Below are 22567 nucleotides of genomic sequence, written 5' to 3' on the forward strand. Positions count from 1 at the left end.
CCCGCCACCCCGCAAGATAAACCAGATATTCACCTCGTTCGGCCAGTTTGCGCCCAGCCGCGTGCAGATGCGCGAAGGAATGTGATGAGCCTTGCAAACAAACTCACCGAAGAGCGTCGCGGCAGGCTGGCTGCGGAACGTATGCTGGAGCTCAAGCAGGCCGAATTGCACGCGGCCAATCGCAAGCTGGGGCTGCACGCGCGCGAGTTGACCGAGAAGATCGTCAAGACACGTGCCGTCGTGGAAACGATCCGCGACGAAAACCAGCGCTTTCGATCCGACCTGACCGCCGCCAATCAGAAGATCGCAATCGCCGAACGCCGTTTGTGGCATTCGATCCAGACCATCCGCGACGGCTTTGCTTTCTTCAACGCGGACAACGAAATGATCATGGCAAATGAGGCCTATCTTGCGACCTTCGACGGGTTGGAAGAGATACGCCCCGGCGTGAACTACATCACGATCCTTCAGGTGCTGACCGAAGAGGGGATTGTGAACACCGGCGCGCTGGGTCCCGAAGACTGGCGCCAGATGATGACCGACCGTCTCTATACGCCGGAGCCTGAGCCGATCGTTATCCAGCTTTGGAACGGCTATTACATCAGGCTGATCGACCAACGCGGACCGGAGGGTGACATGGTCTCCCTTGGCCTCGACATCACGGAGAGCGTCCGTCACGAGAAAAGCCTGTCAGAAGCGCGCGCAATCGCGGAATCCGCCAACCGCGCCAAATCGGCCTTTCTTGCCAATATGAGCCACGAAATCCGAACCCCGATGAACGGCGTCGTCGGCATGTCTGATGTGCTGGCCGAAACTCCGCTCACGGATGAGCAACGCCTCTATGTCGATACGATCAAGAGTTCCGGCGAAGCGCTGCTGCTGATCATCAATGACGTGCTGGACTACTCAAAGATCGAGGCGGGCAAACTTGATCTCCACTTGAGCACCTTCAATCTGGAGCAATCCGTGTTCGAAGTCCTGATGTTGCTTCAACCAACAGCGCGTGCCAAGGGCCTGGCCTTGCTGATGGAGTTTGACGTACATCTCCCGACGGAAGTGACAGGCGACCCCGGCCGGATGCGGCAGGTCCTGACCAATCTCATTGGCAACGCGATCAAATTCACCGCCACCGGGCACGTCGCGGTCAAGATCCTTGCGCGCAAGGGCGCGACTGACCCCGATGATATGATCGAATTCAGAATTGAGGATTCCGGGATTGGCATACCGGAGGTAAGGCTTCAGGACATCTTCGACGATTTCAATCAGGTCGAAAACGAACGCAACCGGCAGTTTGACGGCACCGGTCTGGGCCTCGCCATCAGCCAACGGCTGGTCCGCATGATGGGCGGAGAGATCACCGTGCAGTCAGAGGAGGGGGTCGGCTCGACCTTTGCCTTCTGCCTGAACCTGCCCATTGCACCAGATGCGCCTGCGCTGCCCGCGATACCGCCGAACCTCACCCATGTCCTGATCCTTGATCCGCATGACGTCAGCAGCACGATCTTCCAGCGGCAGATGGAACGGTTGGGGCTCAAGGCCACGCGGTACACCACGCCAGAGGATCTGATCGCCGGCTGCGACGATCAGGTGGCCGCCATCTTCGTCACCCACAGACCTCCGGAGGAGGACGGGTTTGAGATCGCCAAATTCCTGAATGGGCGTGCCCCTTCAATCCCCGTGATCCTGCTCAGTAACATACCCGGTGCAGCCGACCGGGGCGCACCGATAGAGGGTATTCAAGCGGTGCTGACCAGACCGATTTCCCGCCTTGATCTGCTGACCCAGCTTGCATCCCTGCCCTGCGCGCCACGCCCCGCTGACGGGTCCCCAAAGACCCTGCGCCCCATGCGCATCCTCGCGGCGGAGGACAATCGCACCAACCAGTTGGTCTTCCAGAAAATGATCAAGTCGCTGGATGTTGATCTGATCTTTGCCCCAAACGGAGAAGAGGCTGTCACGCAATACACCGCGTTCCAGCCCGATCTCATCTTCATGGACATCTCAATGCCGCGTATGGACGGCAAGGAAGCAACCCGTGCCATTCGTGCACTGGAAGCGCAAAGCGGCACACATGTGCCGATCATCGCGCTGACGGCCCATGCGATTGCAGGCGACGATCAGGCCTTTCTGGAAGCAGGCCTTGACCACTACCTGACCAAGCCCCTGCGCAAACCTGACATCATCGAACAGATCAAAGCCGCCCACACCAGCCAGATGCGCCCCCTGGAGCCGGAACAAAAGCCCGATCAGCTGGTGGGATAAGGCCGCACAAAGACCGGTTTTTCCGGGGTGGAGGCAGCAGGGTCAAACGCATAGCCCCCTGTCTCAAAATCCTTGACCGCTTCAGCATCAGTCAGGCGGTTCTGAATGATGTAGCGGGCCATCGCACCGCGCGCTTTCTTGGCGAAGAAGCTGACCATCTTGGGCCCTTTGCCATCCCCTTTGTCTTCCATGAATTGCGGTGTGATCACCCGCAGCTTCAACGCCTTGGGCGCCACCGCGCCAAAGTATTCCTGACTGGCGCAATTGATCAGAACGTCACTTCCCACTTCCGCCGCCTGCGCATTCAGCGCTTTCGACAGGTCATCACGCCAATAATCATAGAGCGACCCACCGCGCCGGGTCTTGAGCCTGCTGCCCATTTCCAGCCGGTAGGGCTGAATCGCATCCAACGGGCGCAATACACCATAGAGCCCTGACAGGATGCGCAAATGATCCTGCGCCCATGACATCTCATCAGCATCCAGGCTGGCCGCTTCGAGGCCCTGATAGGTGTCGCCCGCAAAAGCCAGCGCAGCAGGGCGGGTAACCTCCTGTCCCGGGGCATCCTCAAAGGCCTTGAACCGGTCCCGGTTCAACCGCGCCAGGTCATCTGACAGGTCCATCAACCCCTTGAGCTTGCCCAAGGTCAGATTGCGGGCCGTCTTCACCAGCCGCACCGCATCATCCTGAAAATCAGGTTCCGTCATCGCCACATCGCGCGCGTCCCAGTCCAGCCTTTTGGCAGGGGAAATAACCACCAGCATTTACGTCTCCTTTGATTTCGGAACTACCTAGCCCGCGTCCCTCAGGACGTCCAGAAACGCCTCACCAAAACGTTCCGCGCGGCGGTCCCCCAACAGGCGTGCCAGTGCGTTCTCATCCGCCCCGCGCAACTGCGCAACCTTGGCCAGTTGCGCGGCAGAACAGCTCAGCGGTTTGTCCGTACCAACTGCCCCGCGCGCCAGTTCGGCCTGCGCTTCCATCAACTGGTCATAGACCTGCCCCGCATCGCGTCCTGCCAGCTTGCGCCGGGTCGGGTGCATCTCTTCGGCAGCCCCGTTGATCACCTCCAGAAAACCGGCCCCGTAGGTCTCCAGCTTCTTCGCACCCACACCGCCGATCCGGGCCATACCGTCCAGATCACGCGGCCGCGTCTCTGCCATCTCGATCAGGGTGCGATCGTTGAAAATGATATAGGCAGGCACTTTCGCCGCCTCCGCCAGCGCACGGCGCTTGGCTTTGAGCGCGGACAAAAGCGGCGCATCCTCTTCGCTGACCATTTGCTTGACCGCTGGTCGCCGGGTGGATCCCGCCGCCTTGATGCTGTCCTTGCGCAAGGTAATGCCCTGCTCATCGCGCAAAATGGGCCGCGCCGCATCGGTCATGCGCAAGGCACCGTGGCGTTCAGGATCAGGCCGGATCAAGTCATGCCCCATCATCTGCCGGAACACAGCCTGCCATTCAGCCTTGGAATACTCCGTCCCCACGCCGTAGGTCGGCAGCGACTGATGCCCGCGCTGGCGCACCTTGTCCGTCTCATTGCCCAGCAGGATGTCAATCAGATGCCCTGCGCCAAACCATTCCTCCGTGCGCAGGATCGCTGACAACGCCTTGCGCACCGCCGTGGTGCCATCAAACGTCTCTGCCGGCGTGTCGCACAGATCGCACCGCCCGCAGGTCACCTCATGCTCATCAAAATAGCCCAGCAATGTCTTGCGCCGGCATTCCAGCGCCTCTGCCAACCCCAGCAGCGCATTCAGCCGTCCGTGATCCGCCGCGCGGCGTTCGGGTGGGGCAAGGCCCTCATCAATCTGGCTGCGGCGCAGACGGATGTCATCGGGACCAAACAGGGTCAACGTCTCCGCCGGTGCCCCGTCCCGGCCTGCGCGGCCAATCTCTTGGTAATAGGCCTCAATCGACTTTGGCAAATCCGCATGGGCGACCCAGCGGATATCCGGTTTATCCACACCCATCCCGAATGCCACGGTCGCACAAACGATCAACCCGTCCTCTTGCTGAAACTTCCGTTCGGCGATGCGGCGGTCCTCCGCCTCCATCCCGCCGTGGTAGTGGATGGCCTTCTGCCCCGCGTCGTTCAGCGCCCGTGCCAGGCCTTCGGTCTTGGCCCGTGTACCGCAATAAACGATCCCTGATTGGCCCTTTCGCGCAGCAGCGAAATTCAGGATCTGATCGCGCGGCTTGTGCTTTGCGGCGAAGGCCAGATGGATGTTGGGCCGGTCAAACCCCCGCAGGAACGCGCGCGGGGCCTGCCCGTCAAACAGCTTCTGAACAATCTCCGCCTGCGTCTCTGTATCCGCCGTCGCGGTAAAAGCCGCCAAGGGCACGTCAAGCGCGCGCCGCAATTCCCCGATCCGCAAATAGTCAGGCCGGAAGTCATGCCCCCACTGGCTGACGCAATGCGCCTCATCCACCGCGATCAGGTTCACCCCGACGCGCTTGAGCATCCCCGTCACCGACCCCGCCGCCAATCGCTCCGGCGCCATATACAACAACCGCAAGGAGCCGTCCTCCAACCCCTCCCACACCGCGTCCGTTTCTTCGGGCGTGTTGCCGGAGGTCAGCGCACCCGCACCCACGCCTGCTTCCTGCAAGGCGCGCACCTGATCGCGCATCAAGGCGATCAGCGGAGAGATCACCACCGTGACCCCCTCCCGCATCAAGGCAGGCAATTGGAAACAAAGGGATTTACCACCGCCCGTCGGCATGATGGCAAGTACGTTTTCGCCTCCGGTGACCGCTTCAACAATTTCTTGCTGGCCGGGGCGGAAGGCATCAAAGCCGAATACGTCAGAGAGAAGCGTGGCAGCGCTTGTCATGGGAACCTGTAATTTGTCTGCTTTTGTTTTTTGCAGACTCCCACACTAACAAAGTGTGAACAAGACCCAGATCATTTAATAGAAAGCCGCAGCGTTGTTCATCAGGATGATCCGCGCAATCGCCACCCCGATCAGCACCACCAATGGCGCCAGATCAATGCCGCCCATCTGCGGCATGAAACTGCGCACACGGGAGTAGATCGGCTCAAGCAGACGGTTCAGCCCGTCCCAGATCTGCGCAACCAGGGGCTGGCGCAGGTTCAGCACCTGAAAGTTGATCAGCCACGACATGATCACATGGGCGATCACGATGAAGTACACCACGTTCAGCAGCAGCATCAGAATTTGAAACAGCGATGTCATGGCAAGCCCTTCTTGTGACGATGCGCCACAGTTAAGTCGCGTCAGCCCTCAAAGCAAGAGAGCACGCCGCCCTCAATCGTTCATCGCATTGATAATTGTCGAAAAGTCGAGGTTGTTGACAAGCTGCATCGACCAGTCGGGGAAGTGAGGCTTGTCGATCTCTTTCTCATCAAGGACCTTAAAGCCGCTGTGCCGGTCATCCGCCTCGATCGCCATCACAAGCTCATGCACGACATCCTCAGGCCCTTCCAGAACCTGACAGAAGTTCCGGCCGTTGTAGGCAAGTGCCCCTGTGACCCCCAACGCTTTGTTCTTTGTCGCAGCATGTGCGACGATTCCTTCCACGTCGCGGCGGTTTATGTTTGCACGCGCCGTGCTGAAGTAGAGTAGTCTGATCACGTAAGTGTGCCTCCAATCTCCGCAAAAGGGCCGCCCTTCCCGCCCCCGCATCGACGGAATTTATTCCTTTGTAGTCTGCGGAATACAATCATTTTTTTAGCACATATCGCCGCAGACCTCAGAACGCAGGGTCAATACAATGCGATGTTGCACGTGCACACCGCTTGCACGACCTGCGGCAGACTGTTCTACCTGATTGACGGGAATCGAAAGGCAGGGGCATGGGCACAACCACCGCACGCAAACGGATTTGGGGCTGGTACGCCTTTGATTGGGCCAGCCAACCGTACAATACGTTGTTGCTGACGTTCATTTTCGGCCCCTATTTCGCCCAGACCGCCACCGCCAGCCTGATGGGCACCGGGATGGAGGAAGGTGCCGCAAAAGCACAGGCCCAAGCCTACTGGGGGTACGGACTTGCCGTTGCGGGCGTCTGCATCGCGGTCCTCGCCCCCATCCTCGGCGGCATCGCTGACAGCTCCGGCAAACGCATGCCCTGGATCTGGTTCTTCTCCGCGCTCTACATCATCGGTGCGGGTGGCTTGTGGTGGACAGCACCTGAGAGTTTTTCACTGCTCTGGGCGCTGTTTTTCTTCGGCATCGGCCTCATCGGGATGGAGTTTGCCACGATCTTCACCAATTCCTACCTGCCGGAACTGGATCCCGACGAAGGGGAGCGTGGCCGCATTTCCGGGTCTGGCTGGGCCTTCGGCTATGTCGGTGGCGTTGTTGCGCTGATCGTGATGCTGGCGCTGTTTCAGGCTGGACCGAATGGCAAGACAATGGCGGGGCTGACCCCGCTCTTCGGGCTGGATACCGCAACCAAGGCCGATACGCGCATCGTGGGACCGTTGGCAGCGGTCTGGTTCATCGTCTTCATGATCCCCTTCTTCCGCTACATCGGCGACAAACCCCGGCCCAGTACACCCCGCGCGCCGCTTCGGCAGGGGATCGCTGATTTGATCCGCACCCTCAAAGGCCTGCCCAAACACCCCTCTCTGATGTCCTTTCTCGGCGCATCCATGTTCTACCGCGACGCGCTGAACGGCATGTATACTTTTGGCGGCATCTTCGCGCTGGGTGTCCTGAACTGGTCGATCATCGATATCGGCATCTTCGGGATCATCGCCGCAATCTCCGGCGCCGTGTTCTGCTGGATCGGCGGTCGCGTGGACCGCGCCATCGGGCCGAAACCTGTGATTGTCTTTTGCACGGTGGTGCTGATTGCCACCGCAATCCTGATCATCTCTCTCACCCCCACGTCCGTGATGGGGATCAGTGTTGGCGAGGGTTCAGCCCTGCCAGATATCATGTTCTACATCGCCGGTGCTGCCATCGGCGCGGCGGGCGGCGCGTTGCAGGCCTCCTCCCGCAACATGCTGACCCGTCAGGGCAACCCCGAACGCATGACAGAAGCCTTCGGCCTCTACGCGCTTTCGGGCAAAGCCACCGCGTTCCTTGCCCCCGCCCTCATCGCGCTGGCCAGCGACCTCACCGGCAGCCAGCGGCTCGGCATTGCCCCGGTTGTGGGCCTGTTCATCATCGGGTTGATTCTGCTAGCATGGGTGAAACGGGACGGAGATTTTGCCAAATGACCCTGACACGTATTCTGGCCTGCGGTGCCCTTGCCCTGACGCTTGCGTCCTGCGGCGGTGGCGGTCGCGACATCAGCGGCGCACCGTCCTCCACCATTCTGCCCACCATAGGCTCCTCCGGCGGCGCCCGCAGCAATGTTGAGGCCAAACGCCTCTTCGGCGCAAAAACCTCAGCCTCTGCCCAGGCACCCGCAGCCCACGGCAGCTATGCAAAAGGCTGCGTTGCAGGTGCCGCGCAACTGCCAGAAACAGGCCCCACATGGCAAGCCATGCGCCTGTCGCGCAACCGCAACTGGGCCCACCCTGAGATGGTCGACATGGTCAAGAAGCTGTCCGTCAAAGCAGCCGCCCAACCCGGTTGGGAAGGTCTCTATGTCGGCGACCTCAGCCAGCCGCGCGGCGGGCCGATGCTGACCGGCCACCGCAGCCACCAGATCGGGCTGGATGCCGACATCTGGATGCTGCCCCCCAAAACCCTCAGCCTGACCCGTCAGCAGCGCGAGAGCATCTCCTCCATTTCCATGCGCCGCGCCAAAGGCGCCTACGTCAACAGTTCATGGACCCGCGCGCATCACGAGATCATCAAGGCCGCTGCCAAAGACCCCCGGACCGAACGCATCTTTGTATTCCCCGGCGCGAAAGTGCAGATGTGCAACGACGAAAAAGGCGACCGCAGCTACCTGCGCAAAATCCGCCCGTGGTATGGGCATCACTACCATTTCCACATCCGCATCGCCTGCCCTTCGGGCTTGCGCGGCTGCGTCAATCAGGCCCCACCGCCCCCCGGTGACGGCTGTGCAGACGCCCGGCAATGGCAGGCCAACATCCTGAACCCGCCGCCACCAAAACCCCGCGACCCCAACGCCCCGCCGCCCAAACCACGGCGCGAACTGGTGCTGGCGGACCTGCCCGCGCAGTGCAAGGCGGTGCTGGACAACTGACCCGGACGCCTCCCCTCTTCCGGGCCATCATCCTGCTGATGGCTCTCACCCTTCCTGTCTCTGCCGATCCGGTCTTGCTGCGCGAGACAGAACTGATCTGGCGGATCGACGCCCCATGGTTCGGCGGTTTTTCCGGGATCGAGGTGCAGGATCACGGCACCACGCTGCGGCTGATCACTGACAAGGGCCGCATGATCGACGCCCGAATGCAGCGCGAAGACGGCAAACTCAAAGCCATCACCAACATCAGTTGGCGCAAACTGCGCTACATCAACGGCATCGGCGTCAAAGGTCCGTTTACAGATTCCGAAGGCCTCGCCATCACGCCGGATGGCCGCATCTTCGTAACCTTTGAGAACAAACACCGCCTCACCGAAGTTGACCCCGCAACCGGCGTCATGACCCAACAGCCCACTCACCCGGACTTCGGCCACTTCACAAAAAACAGCGGGCTCGAAGCCCTCGCTGTCCACCCCGATGGCAGGCTCTTCGCCCTGCCTGAACGCTCCGGAAAACGCGCGGCTCCCTTCAACCTCTACACTTTCGATGGCAACGCATGGCAGATCACAGGCCAGCTGGCGCGCCGCGGTCCATTCCTTCCCGTCGCTGCGGACTTCGATGCAAACGGCATGCTATATCTCCTCGAACGTGCCGCCACCCCACTGGGGTTTCGCAGCCGCATCCGTCGCTTTGACCCGGACCAAAGCAGCCAGGGGGACATTACCCTGCTCACCACCGGGCCTGCGCGTTTTGACAACCTCGAAGGCATCAGCGTCTGGCAAGACGCCACAGGCCAAACCCGCCTCACGCTGATTTCGGACGATAACTTCCTCGCCATCCAGCGCACCCAGATCGTCGAATACCGCGTGCAGGAATAACTTGCGCCCAAGCGGCTTAGCCCCTAAAGCACCCCTGCCTGCGATCCCCGCAGGCCAAGTCGCCGCACCCTTGCACAAAACGGTTTATACATATGACACGCTCGACCCTCCCCGGCATTCTTGCCATGGCCGCCATTGTTGTGGCCTCCAACATCCTTGTTCAATTCCTCTATGGCGACTGGCTCACCTGGGGCGCTTTCACCTATCCGCTGGCCTTCCTGGTGACGGATGTGATGAACCGCGTCTATGGCGCCGCCGCCGCGCGCCGGGTGGTGCTGGTGGGCTTTGTCGTGGGTCTGATCTGTTCACTCATTGGCACACAGATCATGGGCGAATTCGGCCCGCTGGTCACCGTCCGCATCGCCATCGGCTCCGGCATCGCCTTCCTCGTGGCGCAGCTCATTGACGTCTCCGTCTTTGCGGCGCTCAAAGGCGGCACATGGTGGCGCGCGCCGCTGATCAGCACCCTGATCGGCAGCACACTGGACACTGCGATCTTCTTCTCCATCGCCTTCTCCGGCGCGCTCAGCTTCATCCACCCCGCCACGGACGTGTCCTGGGCCAGCGAGGTCCTCCCCCTCCTCGGCAGCGGCCCGATGGCCCCGCTTTGGGTCTCCCTCGCCGTGGCAGACTGGGCCGTCAAACTCTCCATCGCGCTCTTGGCCCTGATCCCCTTCCGGCTGATCACCGCCCGCCTCATCCGCGCGACATAACCCTTCCAAATGGTTTAAAAAACCTTGGGAGTTTGAGGGACTAGTCCCTCATTCCAAAAATAAAATCGCGTGCGGCCCCCTTGGGCCGTGCCTCGCCGTCAGACGCGCCGAAAAAATCCCTTTGCGTTTCACGAAACCTGTGCAAACCTCCCCTTGAGTTCAACAAATGCAAAGGAGGTGATCCAGTGTCGAGAAAGGTATTGGAAAGAGGTGTCGGAACAGCTTGGGAGGGATCTCACTAGGGCAGCCCCTGGTGATTGAAACCACCAAGTGGACCACGGTCTAACCGACCCACTTCCTTAAACCATTCGAAAGGGCCGCCCACATCGGGCGGCCCTTTTCGCATCCTCTGGCCCCCGCCGCGCGGGGATGCAATAAGGCCTGCATGCTGCGGATCAATGACGATATCACCATTCAGGACTGGGAACTGACCGAGAGCTTCATGCGTGCCTCCGGCCCCGGCGGGCAGAACGTGAACAAGGTTTCCTCCGCCGTGGAACTGCGGTTCGAGGCGGCGACCTCCCCCTCCCTGCCCGGTCCGGTGAAAACCCGGCTCAGACGGCTCGCCGGACGGCGTTGGTCCGCCGAAGGGGCATTGATCCTGCAATGTGATGAAACCCGCAGCCAGGCGCGCAACCGCGACATCATCCGTGAACGGCTGGTGGAGCTGATCCGCAAGGCGCTCACCCCACCGAAGCGGCGCATCGCGACGCGCCCCACACTGGGGTCAAAGAAACGCCGCCTGAAAGCGAAAAAGGTCCGCGGAGAGGTCAAATCCCTCCGCGGCAAAGTCGATCCTTCGGACTAAACGCCCACGTCAATAATCGCCGCCGCCAGCACCGGCACTGTCTGCGCGTTCAGGCCCGCGATGTTCATCCGGCTGTCACCCACCATATAGATCCCGTGCTTTTCACGCAGCGCTTCGACCTTCTCAGGGCTGGTCCCGATGCGAGAGAACATGCCGCGGTGCTCTGCCAGAAACCCGAAGCGGTCCGAACCGGACAGCCGTTGCAACTCCCCCGCCAGCTGCTCGCGCAGGCCCAGCATCGCATTCCGCACGTCTTCAAGCTCGGCCATCCAATCGGCGCGCAGGGTGTCATCGTTCAGGATTGTCGTCACAATTCGTGCCCCGTGATCAGGCGGGAAGCTGAAATTCTGACGGTTCAAAAACGCCAGCGTCTGCTGGTTCAAGCCTTGCGCAGAGGTATCGGCGGAGATCGCCATCAACAGCCCCGTGCGTTCGCGGTAGATGCCGAAGTTTTTCGAACAACTCGCCGCGATCAGGCACTCCGGCATAGAAGCCACAACATTGCGCGTCGCTGCCGCATCGGCGTCCAGCCCATCGCCAAAACCCTGATAGGCAATGTCGATCATCGGCGTCGCACCTGTTTCCAGCAACACCTCGATCACCGCATCCCACTGCGCGGCGTTTAGGTTGGCCCCGGTGGGGTTGTGGCAGCAGCCGTGCAGCAATACCACATCACCCTTATGTGCGGTTTTCAGATCCGCGATCATCCCGTCAAAATCCACGCCCCGCGTTTCATCATCGAAATAGCGGTAGGGCACCATCTCCATCTCAAGGTATTTGAGGATCGACAGGTGGTTTGGCCAGGTCGGGTTGCTGACAAAGACCCGTGCATCGGGCCGCGCCATGCGGATCATCTCAAACGCCTGCCGCACCGCGCCGGTGCCGCCCGGCGTCGCCGCCGCCGCCACATTGGCACGTGGCACCGCATCGCCCAGCACCAGCTTGACCATCGCATCGCCGAAGGCCGGATCGCCAATCAGCCCGGTATAGACTTTGCTGTCCTGACTGTCCCAGATCTGCTGCTCCGCCGTTTTCACCGCACGCATGATCGGCGTCAGCCCCGTGGCGTCCTTGTACACCCCGACACCAAGGTCGATCTTCGTCTCCCTTGGGTCTTCCCGGTACATCTGCATCAGCGCCAGAATTTTGTCAGCGGGCTGCGCCTGCAAGGTCTCAAACATTATGCGTCTCCTGTCGCAACAGGTACGGTGGGGAACATCCCCCATTCCGTCCATGATCCATCATACAAAGACCAGTTCCTGTGGCCCATGCGCTGCAAGGACAACGCCAGGATGGCCGCCGTGATCCCTGACCCGCAGGAGGTGATGATCGGCTTGCCCAGATCAACGCCCGCCGCCTCGAATATCGCGCGGGTCTCCTCGGGGGATTTGAGGGTCCTGTCGTCGTTCAGCAGTGTCTCGTAATGCACATTGCGAGAGCCCGGAATATGCCCAGCGCGCAACCCTTCGCGCGGCTCAGGCGCATCGCCGCGGAAACGGGCAGGCGCACGCGCATCCACCACCTGCGGCTCTCCCAGCTTGGAGGCCTGAGACACCTGTGTCACATCCCGCACCAGCGCATTCTGATACCGCACCGTCATATGCCGGTCACGTGGAATGGGCGGCATATCCTCGGTCGGATGCCCTTCGGCCACCCACTTGGGCAGGCCACCATCCAGAACCGCAACATTTTCCTGACCCATCAGCCGGAACAGCCACCACACCCGCGGCGCAGACAGTATTCCAGCCCCGTCATAGACCACCACCTGATGACCGTCTCCGACCCCCATCGCGCGCATCCGCGACATGAATTTCTCAACCGGCGGCACCATATGCGGCAGGTCGGACCGGGCGTCGGAAATCTCATCAATGTCAAAGAACCGCGCGCCGGGAATATGCGCCTCGTCATACTCCGCCTTGGCATCCCGTCCGGCGTCCGGCAGATACCAGGACGCATCCAGCAGTCGAAGATCAGGGTCCTTGAGGTGCTGGGCCAGCCAGTCTGTTGAAACCAGTGTTTTGGGATCATCGGTCATGGCCGGTCCTTTCAGGTTATCTTGTTCCTGCCTATCCCCGCAGACGCAAGCTGGCAAGGGGATGTGGCGGCCTGAACGGCCCTCAATACCCCGCCATCGGGTCCGTGGACCTCAGCGCGGGGCGCGCGCCCATCACCTGCCACCACGCCACCAGCGCAGGGTAGCGTTTGAACATCTCCCCCGCCGCCTCAACCCGCAGGAAATAAGCCATCATCGGCGCCAATTGAATGTCCGCAAGGCTCAGGACAGCGCCACTCAACTGCCTGCCTTCACCTGCGATGCGGTCCAACAGCCCCAGCGCAGGCTTTGCCCCCTCCAGACCTTCCGTCACCCGCGCGTCGTCCCTCTCCCCACCCAGTACGACAGGAGTGTAAAATCCGGGCGAGAACACCTGCCGCACCATCACCGGATATACATCCGCATCCACAATCCCGATGATCTGATCCATCTGCGCCGCCGCAATGGGATCATCCGGCTGCATCGACACGCCATCACTGATCGCATCAAGATACCGCAGGATCGCCGACGTCTCCGTCAACAGCAGATCGCCATGCTGCAACACGGGCACGCGCTTCAATGGTGTGTAGCGCGCCAAAACCGGATCGGGTGGATCTGCAAAGGGGTTCGCTTCGACATAGGCGGCCACATGCCCCATCTCACCCAAGGCAAAACGCACAGCCCACGTGTAAACGGAGTGCTCGAACCCGATCAGGCGCAGCGGATCAGCCATGATCCTTCATCAACCGTGACTTCTGCCGCGACCAATCGCGCTTGGCCTCTGTTTCGCGCTTGTCATGGTTCTTCTTGCCCTTGGCGACCCCGATCTTCAGCTTGGCCTTGCCGCGATGGTTGAAATACATCACCAGCGGCACCAGCGTCATGCCTTTGCGCTGAGTGGCATTCCAAAGATCGCCCAACTGCTTGCGCGACACCAGCAACTTGCGCCGCCGCCGTTCCTCATGGGTAAAGGTCTTGGCCTGTGCGTAAGGCGCGATATAGCTGTTGACCAGCCACAACTCCCCGTCTTCCACCGCCGCATAGCTTTCGGCGATGTTCGCACCACCGCTCCGCAGCGATTTCACCTCGGACCCTTCCAGGATGATCCCGCATTCGACATCGTCCTCAATCGCGTAATCATACCGCGCGCGGCGGTTTTCAGCGATCACCTTGTAGTTGGGATCAGATTTGGAAGCGGATTTTACCTGTGACATGCCATGGGATGTAGAGCGCGCCCGTCCTGCGCGCAAGCATACCCGCGGCGATCATCGCCAGTTGCGCGAACAATCCCGGTTTTTGACCCATCATTGTCGACAACTTGGAGGTGAATTCACCACATTTTTGCCGCATTCTGATGGCAAAAATAAGGCACATTCAACGACGATTCTGGGGGACGTCATGATGCCGCGCACAGCTGCTTGCCTGGGCTTTCTGAGCCTGATCTTTTGCCTTTTAAGCCTCTCTGCAACCGCCAAGGAACCCATGCGGGTGTTGGTGATGGGTGACAGTTTCATGGTCACAAACGCCCGCACGCAATCCGCTGTGCCTCACCTTCTGGAACGCAGCCTGGGTGTCAAAGTCCGCAGTCAGGCGGTTGTCGGCGCGCGCTTTGGCTACAACCTGCCAATCTCGGGCGCATTGGGCATGAACATCTCCAAACAATACCGCGACGGGAATTGGGACTATGTCGTCATGAACGGTGGCGGCAACGATCTGTGGTTGGGGTGCGGCTGCACACGCTGCAAGAAACGCCTGAACCGCCTGATCTCGGCCGACGGTCGCAAAGGCTCGATCCCCGCCACCGTTGCCCGCGCCCGGTCCAGCGGCGCCCGTGTCATCTATGTCGGCTATCTGCGCAGTCCCGGCCTCGGCTCTCCGATTGAACACTGCCGCAAGGTGGGCGACGCGCTGGAAGCCCGCATCGCCGTCATGGCAAAGCAGGATCCCGGTGTCAGCTTCATCTCCCTTGCGGACATGGTGCCCCACGGCGACGCCAGCTTTCACGCCGGTGACATGATCCACCCCTCGCCAAAGGGCAGCGCCGCTGCGGCCAAGCGGGTATTGGCGGCGATCAAGGGGGAGCGGTAGCCCCAGCAAGATCATCCGCACGCCGCAAATACGCCAGATTGCGCTGACAAGGTCTGGGACAACCGAAAGGATGTCCCATGCGCTTTTTGAGCCTACTGAGCCTTTTGACCTGCTTTGCAACCAACCTCTGGGCAGCACCGCCCACCGTGGAAGAATTGCGCAGCGCCATAAAAAACCGCGATGTCACGCAGACCAACGCGCTTCTGAACACAGCACAAGAAGCCTTCCTTGACTGCACCCTCACCGCAGAAGACATTCGCGCGCGCTATCGCCCTTTTATAACCAGCGATCCCGATACTGTTTCATTCGTAGAAGACTGGCTTGCAGCCGAACCAGACAATCCCAAAGCGCAGATCGCACGCGGCTGGAGCCTTTGGAACGGTGCCTGGGCCATCGGCCGGGCCCCAAACAGCTATAGCAGCTACATCGCAAGTGAAATGCGCGGGATGGCCCGCGACCTTTTCACATCCTCATACAAGGCCGACAATGCCCTCACCCCCACATCTGACGCCGCTGTGCGCGGCTACACTCGTGCCTCTTTCGGCGTGCCTGATGCCTATAACTCTCTGATCCGAACACTCCAAAAACACCCCAACTGGGGATCGGTGAAACGGTTTACCGCAATCAACAACTTCGCTTCTGAACAATCGGGTCGAGACCATTGCGCAAAGATCGCAACATATTTCGCCCTTGATCAGGCCGCTGTCATGGAAAACCGGTGCCTGATGCAAGTCGGCACCGAAATGCCCTTCGAAGGACTTCACGCTTACATCGAAGAGCATTTCTGGCGTGACAATGATCCCGAAACGACGCTCTTCCGGCTCGACTACCTGTTACGATGGTCAGACCGCCACAAGCTCAGCAAACGGCATATCGAATGGGCCAAGGACGTTGTTCTGTATCAGCCCTTTAATCAGTATGATCTGGATGACCTGCCCCACATGGTGCACCATCTCAATTTGGCGATGTATATCATGGAGGACATCCCCGCACAGGATCTCATGGCCGAATTCCGCAAGACCCGGCTGCCCGAAGCTGAGGCGTTCCTCAAACACGATCCCCACAGTCTAGCAATGATGGAAATGATCGAAGGCGTCGCCTTCGCGTCGGAAATGACCTACACAAAGCGCAAAACCGGCGACAACAAGACCAGTATGAGCAGCACCGTGGTCCGTGTTGAACGCACCCCGGCCGAAGAAGACGCCTTCAAGGCCGCCAAAGCCGCACAGCGCAAGGATTTCGCACTCCGACGCCTTGGCGCATCACCCTACCACCCTGAACTCTGGTACGAATACGGATACCAGGCAAACCTCAGCAATCCACCCTATTCGACTTTCTCTGGCGATGCTGCACTGCACAACAGCGTCTTGTTCTCAGATGATCCAGCCCGATACCTGCAATACATCCTCAACCACAAACGTCAGGAATTCTGGACGGTGCGGGCTTTGTCAGAACTCGACCTGTCTGAGGCGCTGCCCGAAAACCTTGAAGAATTCACAAACCGCGTCGCATGGGCCAACCAAACCGATATCTACGGCCAGATCGTTTGCCCCTACACCCGTGCCGAACGGCTGTATGATGCGGTCTGCCGGGAGTACCCGGCAGGTGCAATGCAATGTGATCGCAACACCATGCCAACCTACGACCATACCGATGAGCTTGAAGAGCTGGCCAAGACAGCCCCCGCATGCGCCGAAATCCGCGACAGCGCGCTTGAAGATCTCTGGTACGAACCGACCCCCTTCAAGGACGCCATTGTCCAGACACAGTAGATCGGCCAACCTGGCATGCAACGGTCATCCGGCAGCAAGAAACGGCGCCTGAGGAGGGTCGTTCTTGCTAGCAAATGTATTTCTCAGCCCGGTTGAGAAATACAGTTGCTAGTCCCCCAGCTTCGCATGCACCTCATCCAGATCAATCTCTCCCACGGGCATCTTGTTGCCCGGATTGTCGAAGTCATATTTGAACAAGTCAAAGTCGCGCTTGTAGATCTCGCGCACCAGATGCATCGACAGATCGTCAAAATAGTCCTCCACCGGATGCGCGCGTTTGGGGCCGTGCCCCTCGCTCTCGTTGAACCGCGGAATGTCCTTCAGCGTCACTGCATGCGGTGTCTCAATCGCATCGAGCACATCCTGCATCCCGTCGTTGAAGCTCTCCGTCCAGATGATCTTGTCATAGGTGCCACCGTTCACAATGAAGGTGCTCACGTGGCCTGACATCGCAGACCAGTGAATGTCCGGGTCCATCGGGCGCCGCCAGCGGATGGTGTCGCGCGCAAACAGCAGGAACCGGCGGAAACTGGCAATCTGGTCAAACTCCTGCTTGCCGTCATCGCCACCCACTTCGATCCCGTATTTCTGGATCAACAAAGGCACCAGCTTGCCGCGGTAGCGTTTGCCGTTGCGCTGAATGCCGCAGATCTTGTCAAAGAAGGATGACAGGATGCGGGTGTAGGGGTTGCGCACGCAGGTAAACGCGTAGGACCCATGGCTCTGCACATTTTGCGTGATTGGCGCCTGGGACGCATCCAGCGCCCACTTGTGCATGCCCGCCTGTGCATCGTGAATGTCACCGTCAAAAAAGTCGCCATGATCGGAATAGAACATGATCTGACCAATGGTCGAGCAGGCGCATTTGGGCACCACACGGTACACCACGCTCTCGCTCTCTGTCATCCAAGTACCGGGAAACCCCATCGTATACTGCCCTCTGATACGGCCGATCTTGTGCCTGTGACCTGCCTTTGGCACAAAAAAGCAAATAAATCAGGTTTATTCAATCAACCTTCATCATTATCAAGGTTAACAAACGAGCAAAACAAGACAGGCCAACCCTGCAATGGCAAAGATTGCCTACATCTTGCTGTGCCACAAAGACCCGGCTGCCATCATTCGGCAGGCCCGGCGGCTGACGGCTGCGGGGGACTATATGTCCATCCACTTTGATGCCTCGGCACGCGCCGAAGACTTCCAGGAGATCAAGCAGGCCCTGACCGACAATCCACGGGTGACCTTTGCCCACAAGCGGATCAAATGCGGCTGGGGGGAATGGTCCCTGGTGCAGGCGACACTCTATGCAGTGCAATCCGCCGTTGACGCTTTCCCCCGCGCCACCCATTTCTACATGCTGTCGGGCGATTGCATGGCGATCAAATCCGCTGAATACACGCACCAGTTCCTCGACGAAAATGACTTCGATTTCATCGAAAGCCACGACTACTTCGACAGCGACTGGATCAAGACAGGCTGGAAGGAAGAGCGCCTGATCTACCGCCACTGGTTCAACGAACGCACTCAGAAGAAACGCTTCTACGGGATGTTCGAGGTGCAAAAGCGTCTTGGCCTGAAACGGGAGATCCCGGCAGATCTGCAAATCATGATCGGCAGCCAATGGTGGTGCCTGCGCCGTCGCACAATCGAATGGTTGCTGGATTTCGCCAGACAACGCCGCGACGTGATGCGCTTTTTCCGCACCACATGGATCCCCGATGAAACCTTTTTCCAGACCCTCGTGCGCCATCTGGTGCCGGAGCAGGAAATCAAGAGCCGCACGCTCACCTTCCTGATGTTCACCGACTACGGCATGCCGGTGACCTTCTATAACGATCACTATGAGATGTTGCTGAGCCAGGACTATCTTTTTGCCCGCAAGATCAGCCCGGAGGCCAAGGACCTCAAACGCCGCCTCGGGCTGCTCTATGCCGCGCAAGGTGTGCAGTTCCAGATCAGCAACGAAGGGCGCAGCCTGTTCAAATTCCTCTCCGGCCGGGGGCGCATCGGGCGCCGCTTTGCCACGCGGTTCTGGGAGACGGAATCGACGCTGGGCCGGGAACGTGAGCTGCTGATCGTCGTCTGCAAGAAATGGCATGTGGCCAAACGGGTCCTGGAACGCATCCGCCAGACCACGAACGTGCCCGCCATCGAATATCTGTTTAACGAGGAAGACACGCCGCTCCCCGATCTGGGCGGCATCCAAACGACCTTGGGCAAACGCACCCGCCACCGCCGGGCGCTGATGCGCATGCTGTTTGACTATTTTGAGACGGACCGTCTGATCGTCTGCATTGACCCCGCGAACCTCGACCTGCTGAACGACTTCGCCTCCGACCGCTCCGTCACCCGGATTCTCGAAATCGAATGCCAATTCTCGGATGACTACCTGATCGGGCACGCGATGCGCGTGGGTCTGGCCGGGGATCAAACCTCTCAGGACACGCTCACACGCCTGCTGCCCACCATTCGCAACGACATGGTCTATGAGGCCGACCGCATCCGCGACGCGCAGTTCGAAAATCACTGCCGCATGCGCGAGGTTGCCGAACCCGACGATAATGCTGATGCGCTGGCCGCCTTCCTGAAGATTTCGGCAGACAAGGCGCAAGAGATTGCGCAGACGGATTATCTCTTCGCGGATTGAGTGCCCATCCGACAGGTGCCGCCGCCACGCAGGGCGGCGGGTGAGGGCTGTTTGCCCTCACACTCCCAAGGTTTTTGGAACCATTTGGAAGGGGCGGTTGCTCAGGTCTTTTTCCGCCAGGTGCCCAGCCAGCGCCGCACGGCACCACCCTTTTCGGCCAGATCATCCTCAATCGCCTCCAGCGTGGGGTCAATCCGGCGCATCCGAAACCGCCGCCAGCGCACCCAGATCGCCCAGGCCAAGGCAGCAAACAGCGTCAGCACGATGATGTTCACCCACGGGATGCCCTTGGACACCTCCGGCCCCGCCACAGGGCGCAGTGAAATCGCGTTGGGGAAGATCGACAGGTAGAAATTTCGCCAGCCGTAATGCGTGATCAGATACCACTCTGGTGCAGCCTTGGTCGACACCGCATCCGCCGCTTCGGTATAAAGGTTCGCGGTATCGAGTTTGAAATACGGCGGCCAGCCCCAGCCGGTATCCTCATTGCGGTAGACGATGGGCGATCCATCCGGACGCACGGCCTGAATGAACTGCACGTCGCGGTTGATCAGGCTTGCCACCTGATCATCGGGCGCGGACCAGAACATGCGCGTCCAGCCCTCCAGATCCTGCCGTTCTTCATAGGTGTTCACGATCCGCACGATATCCTTCTGCGGCAGCGTATAGTGAAAGAACCCCGCCACAATCACCCAGAAGGTGATCCAGAACGTCCATTTAAAGATCGAAAACATGCGCCACCCCTTCAACTGTGATTGGTCAGATAGATGATGAGCACCACCAACACCATAGGCACCACATAGACACCCCAGATCAGCTTCTTGCGGATCGAGCCGTCATAGCGCTCCAGCCCGCGCTGCACAAAAGTGCGTTTGTCCACCTTCTGCGGCCCCATGTGCCATTTCTCTTCCAGCTTCCCCCGCCGCACTGCGCGCGAATAGAACGACAGACACACGTAGACGACCGTCAAAACGACGAACCCAATGACCACCAAACGTGCCAGTGCTATCATCTGCCTCTCCCCTTTACAGCGCCCCACGGGCCCACGCGCGCGATCATGTCCGGCACCACCTTGCGCGGCGCACGCGGCACCTCCGGCTCCGCCATCTCAGGCTCATGCCCAAAGAGCGCCCGGCGCGCCCCCGCCTTGTCTACCTGATATTCGGCCTTGAGGAAATCAACCACATAGGCCTTCTTCGCCTCCGGCCACCCCGCATAGGTGCGGTAAAACAGCTCCTTGTGACAGATGAACAGCTGCCGAATGTCCTTGGGGGCCAGCTCTGCCAGCAACATGTTGACCAATGCCGCATCCGGCGTATCGGCCGCCCGCAGCGTATAGAAATACGCTGGATGGTCCGAGGTGATGCGCGGCCATGCGCCACCATTCTCCGCCCAGTTCACCAGACTGCTGAGCGCATGAAACTCCGGCGGCAGCTGGTCCCAGTAGATCCGCGCGAGCCTGCGCATATCCGCCCGGCTCGCCCCGCTCAGCCCCTCATGCGTGCCCGCCACCGCATCAACCAGAATGAAATCCATCTTCTGCCGCAGGATCGCCGCCGCATCCACGCCGCGCGCCTCCACAATCGTCTCCGTCAGCCCGTTGAGTTCAAAGAACCGCGCAATCTGGTTGGGTTGCGACGCATCAAAGGCAAAGGGCAGCGGCAAATCCCCCAGCCCCTTGGCACCGCCGGGCGCAATCACCGCCGGATGCGGCACATCCTGAAACAGGTACAGCCCGCCAAAATGCGCTGTCCAGAAGTTGCGCTGATCAAACGACATCTCCTTCAGCCGCACCGGATTGCGCAGCACATCCCCCGTCTTGCCCGCCAGCCCGATCATGTCGGCGATCAACACATCATCGAACCAGCCGTCGGGTTCGGTGCGAAACCGGTCCACCATCTGCCCCAGCTTTTCGGCATTGGCCACGGTCCCGCCGGTCGTATCCGCCTCAATCGTGATCCGCCGAATATCAAACAGCCGGGCGGGGGTGGAGACATCATAGACGCTGTTCACCAACTCCCCCGCCACCGCATCCCGCGCCGTTAGCGCGAACAACTGCGCCTCATTTTCCGCAAAGAACCGTTTCAGAATGTCCCTTGAGGTCGAGAATTTGGTGTTGAGCAGAGGGGCGGTACGCTGCTCCATACTCAGCAGAATAAACTGCCGGTTCACCCCTTGGTGGTTAAGATAGAGATCGTCTTGCAGCGCGTCGCCCACTTCGGGGGAATAGCCGGAGATATCGACGTGGAAATCGGTGAGTTCAGTGCGTTTCCCGGTGAGGTGATGGAGCGCACGGTTGTAGCGGTCGACCAGAGCGGGGCTGTCGATGTGGACGAGGTTGCCAAACATGAGGCCGGATTTGATGAGGCGTTTCATGTACGCCCTTTTCGACCAATATTTATAGAGTGCCTCATGTCTTTAAAGGTGAGCATAGGGTTATCTCCAAAACTCCCTTTTGGTACGCGGCCAGTATGAGACTTGTCGAGGAGCCTGACTGTGGGCAGGTTATCAAAAAGCTGAAATTCCTCAACGTATTCGATAAGTCTTTCGCCCTGAGGTGATAGGCAGTTATAGAAGATTATTAAAAGCTCCTGATCAGAAAGCTGCGAGCGGAACAATTTACCATGGTATTCTTCTGTCAGTCTATTTTCAGATAGGAATTTTAAGACATTATAGAGAAATCGAAAATAATGACTAAGTTCTAGTTGGTGTCGTTTCCAAAAATTCCGATATGCTATCTCTAAACAGATCTCCCCATTATGCCCCTTCTTCTGCTTTTCGCGGTACACTTTGGTGAAGCGGGTGTAGAAAACCTTGAAACAATCACGACCAGATGTCGTCTGACCAGTTTCACTGTTATATAAGTCGATCCCTCTAACTATTTCGTTGTGTGCAGACAGCATCTCAAAAAAAGTCATCTCAAAGCGCTGGCTCAGCATTGAAGCATTCATCGCTTTAAACTCTAATCGCTGCGATTGTAATACTTTTCGCTGTTCTTTCAATTCATTGCTTTGCAGGAAGACCGTAACAATTATCCAAACAAGAGCCAGTGCTGCAAATATACCAGCAAGTGTATCCCCCATTTCACTTGGCTTTAGCTCAAGAAACTCCTCAAGCTTATTCTTGGGGCCGCCATCAGGCGACCGTTGAGGAAGCGCAATGCTTTCAACTAATAAGATCATTGCAATCGTTAACAACCAACCGGTGTCGATCGGCCCCCAGCCGTTCACCT

Annotated in this window: 22 protein-coding genes; 9 read left to right on the top strand and 13 right to left on the bottom strand. The window is 59.3% G+C overall.

The window, feature by feature from the left end; translation table 11 throughout:
- The first annotated feature begins 84 nt into the window (after positions 1-84).
- Positions 85-2262, top strand: coding sequence for an ATP-binding protein (locus Q1A91_RS18290; protein WP_299880920.1), 2178 nt, complete (start codon positions 85-87; stop codon positions 2260-2262).
- Here the strand turns inward: Q1A91_RS18290 and yaaA are convergent.
- From yaaA to Q1A91_RS18310, 4 genes are all read right to left on the bottom strand, one after another.
- A complete protein-coding gene (yaaA, locus tag Q1A91_RS18295) occupies positions 2247-3026 on the bottom strand; it encodes a peroxide stress protein YaaA (protein ID WP_299880922.1) in 780 nt (259 codons plus the stop codon). The two genes, Q1A91_RS18290 and yaaA, sit on opposite strands and share 16 nt — an antisense overlap.
- A gap of 27 nt (positions 3027-3053) precedes the next feature.
- A complete protein-coding gene (gene recQ / locus Q1A91_RS18300; protein ID WP_299880925.1) occupies positions 3054-5099 on the bottom strand; it encodes a DNA helicase RecQ in 2046 nt (681 codons plus the stop codon).
- A 75-nt stretch (positions 5100-5174) separates the two neighbouring features.
- A complete protein-coding gene (locus Q1A91_RS18305; RefSeq protein ID WP_299880927.1) occupies positions 5175-5462 on the bottom strand; it encodes a YggT family protein in 288 nt (95 codons plus the stop codon).
- A gap of 72 nt (positions 5463-5534) precedes the next feature.
- On the bottom strand, positions 5535-5861 hold the full coding sequence (locus Q1A91_RS18310) for a BLUF domain-containing protein (RefSeq protein ID WP_299880930.1): 327 nt from the start codon (positions 5859-5861) through the stop codon (positions 5535-5537).
- A gap of 221 nt (positions 5862-6082) precedes the next feature.
- On the opposite strand from Q1A91_RS18310, the gene Q1A91_RS18315 reads away from it, so the two are divergent.
- The 5 genes from Q1A91_RS18315 to arfB all read left to right on the top strand — a co-directional run bounded on the left by Q1A91_RS18315 (position 6083) and on the right by arfB (position 10796).
- A complete protein-coding gene (locus tag Q1A91_RS18315) occupies positions 6083-7456 on the top strand; it encodes an MFS transporter (protein ID WP_299880932.1) in 1374 nt (457 codons plus the stop codon).
- The gene (gene mepA, locus Q1A91_RS18320; protein ID WP_299880935.1) at positions 7453-8397 is read left to right on the top strand and encodes a penicillin-insensitive murein endopeptidase; all 945 of its coding nucleotides are present in this window, start codon (positions 7453-7455) and stop codon (positions 8395-8397) included. Before Q1A91_RS18315 ends, mepA begins: the two co-directional genes overlap by 4 nt.
- A 38-nt stretch (positions 8398-8435) precedes the next feature.
- Positions 8436-9275 (top strand): esterase-like activity of phytase family protein, encoded by an 840-nt coding sequence (locus Q1A91_RS18325; RefSeq protein ID WP_299880938.1) that lies wholly within the window; start codon positions 8436-8438, stop codon positions 9273-9275.
- 92 nt (positions 9276-9367) lie between these two features.
- Positions 9368-9988, top strand: coding sequence for a queuosine precursor transporter (locus Q1A91_RS18330; RefSeq protein ID WP_299880941.1), 621 nt, complete (start codon positions 9368-9370; stop codon positions 9986-9988).
- Positions 9989-10373: 385 nt separating this feature from the next.
- Positions 10374-10796, top strand: a complete 423-nt coding sequence (gene arfB, locus Q1A91_RS18335) for an alternative ribosome rescue aminoacyl-tRNA hydrolase ArfB (RefSeq protein WP_299880944.1) — start codon at positions 10374-10376, stop codon at positions 10794-10796.
- Here arfB and Q1A91_RS18340 read toward each other — a convergent pair.
- From Q1A91_RS18340 to smpB, 4 genes are all read right to left on the bottom strand, one after another.
- Positions 10793-11977: an amino acid aminotransferase gene (locus Q1A91_RS18340; protein ID WP_299880947.1), complete on the bottom strand. Its 1185-nt coding sequence runs from the start codon at positions 11975-11977 to the stop codon at positions 10793-10795. The genes arfB and Q1A91_RS18340 overlap by 4 nt on opposite strands.
- The gene (gene sseA, locus Q1A91_RS18345; RefSeq protein WP_299880950.1) at positions 11977-12831 is read right to left on the bottom strand and encodes a 3-mercaptopyruvate sulfurtransferase; all 855 of its coding nucleotides are present in this window, start codon (positions 12829-12831) and stop codon (positions 11977-11979) included. The genes Q1A91_RS18340 and sseA overlap by 1 nt, the downstream gene beginning before the upstream one ends.
- An 82-nt stretch (positions 12832-12913) precedes the next feature.
- Entirely contained in the window at positions 12914-13561 is a 648-nt protein-coding gene (locus tag Q1A91_RS18350; RefSeq protein WP_299880953.1) for a glutathione S-transferase family protein, read from the bottom strand.
- The gene (smpB, locus tag Q1A91_RS18355; RefSeq protein WP_299880956.1) at positions 13554-14042 is read right to left on the bottom strand and encodes an SsrA-binding protein SmpB; all 489 of its coding nucleotides are present in this window, start codon (positions 14040-14042) and stop codon (positions 13554-13556) included. Before smpB ends, Q1A91_RS18350 begins: the two co-directional genes overlap by 8 nt.
- Positions 14043-14226: 184 nt before the next feature.
- Between smpB and Q1A91_RS18360 the strand changes: the two genes are divergently transcribed.
- Together Q1A91_RS18360 and Q1A91_RS18365 are read left to right on the top strand one after the other, a co-directional pair.
- Positions 14227-14916 carry an SGNH/GDSL hydrolase family protein gene (locus tag Q1A91_RS18360; RefSeq protein WP_299880959.1) on the top strand — a complete coding sequence of 230 codons (690 nt, stop codon included), beginning with the start codon at positions 14227-14229 and terminating at the stop codon, positions 14914-14916.
- A gap of 77 nt (positions 14917-14993) precedes the next feature.
- Positions 14994-16688, top strand: coding sequence for a hypothetical protein (locus tag Q1A91_RS18365; RefSeq protein ID WP_299880962.1), 1695 nt, complete (start codon positions 14994-14996; stop codon positions 16686-16688).
- A 108-nt stretch (positions 16689-16796) separates the two neighbouring features.
- Here Q1A91_RS18365 and Q1A91_RS18370 read toward each other — a convergent pair whose 3' ends face one another.
- Positions 16797-17615 (bottom strand): sulfotransferase family protein, encoded by an 819-nt coding sequence (locus Q1A91_RS18370; protein ID WP_299880965.1) that lies wholly within the window; start codon positions 17613-17615, stop codon positions 16797-16799.
- 142 nt (positions 17616-17757) lie between these two features.
- Between Q1A91_RS18370 and Q1A91_RS18375 the strand changes: the two genes are divergently transcribed.
- Positions 17758-19335, top strand: coding sequence for a DUF5928 domain-containing protein (locus Q1A91_RS18375; protein ID WP_299880968.1), 1578 nt, complete (start codon positions 17758-17760; stop codon positions 19333-19335).
- Between the two features lie 101 nt (positions 19336-19436).
- Here Q1A91_RS18375 and Q1A91_RS18380 read toward each other — a convergent pair whose 3' ends face one another.
- Genes Q1A91_RS18380 through Q1A91_RS18395 form a run of 4 tightly spaced genes read right to left on the bottom strand, consistent with a single transcriptional unit; the run spans position 19437 to position 22565 of the window.
- The gene (locus Q1A91_RS18380) at positions 19437-20069 is read right to left on the bottom strand and encodes a DUF1523 family protein (RefSeq protein WP_299880971.1); all 633 of its coding nucleotides are present in this window, start codon (positions 20067-20069) and stop codon (positions 19437-19439) included.
- Positions 20070-20080: 11 nt separating this feature from the next.
- On the bottom strand, positions 20081-20347 hold the full coding sequence (locus Q1A91_RS18385) for a hypothetical protein (protein ID WP_299880974.1): 267 nt from the start codon (positions 20345-20347) through the stop codon (positions 20081-20083).
- The gene (locus tag Q1A91_RS18390; protein ID WP_299880977.1) at positions 20344-21711 is read right to left on the bottom strand and encodes a DUF6638 family protein; all 1368 of its coding nucleotides are present in this window, start codon (positions 21709-21711) and stop codon (positions 20344-20346) included. The genes Q1A91_RS18385 and Q1A91_RS18390 overlap by 4 nt, the downstream gene beginning before the upstream one ends.
- Positions 21708-22565, bottom strand: coding sequence for a putative phage abortive infection protein (locus Q1A91_RS18395; protein WP_299880980.1), 858 nt, complete (start codon positions 22563-22565; stop codon positions 21708-21710). Before Q1A91_RS18395 ends, Q1A91_RS18390 begins: the two co-directional genes overlap by 4 nt.
- Positions 22566-22567: the final 2 nt, after the last annotated feature.

The organism is uncultured Sulfitobacter sp., assembly GCF_947500075.1.
Lineage (GTDB): Bacteria > Pseudomonadota > Alphaproteobacteria > Rhodobacterales > Rhodobacteraceae > Sulfitobacter.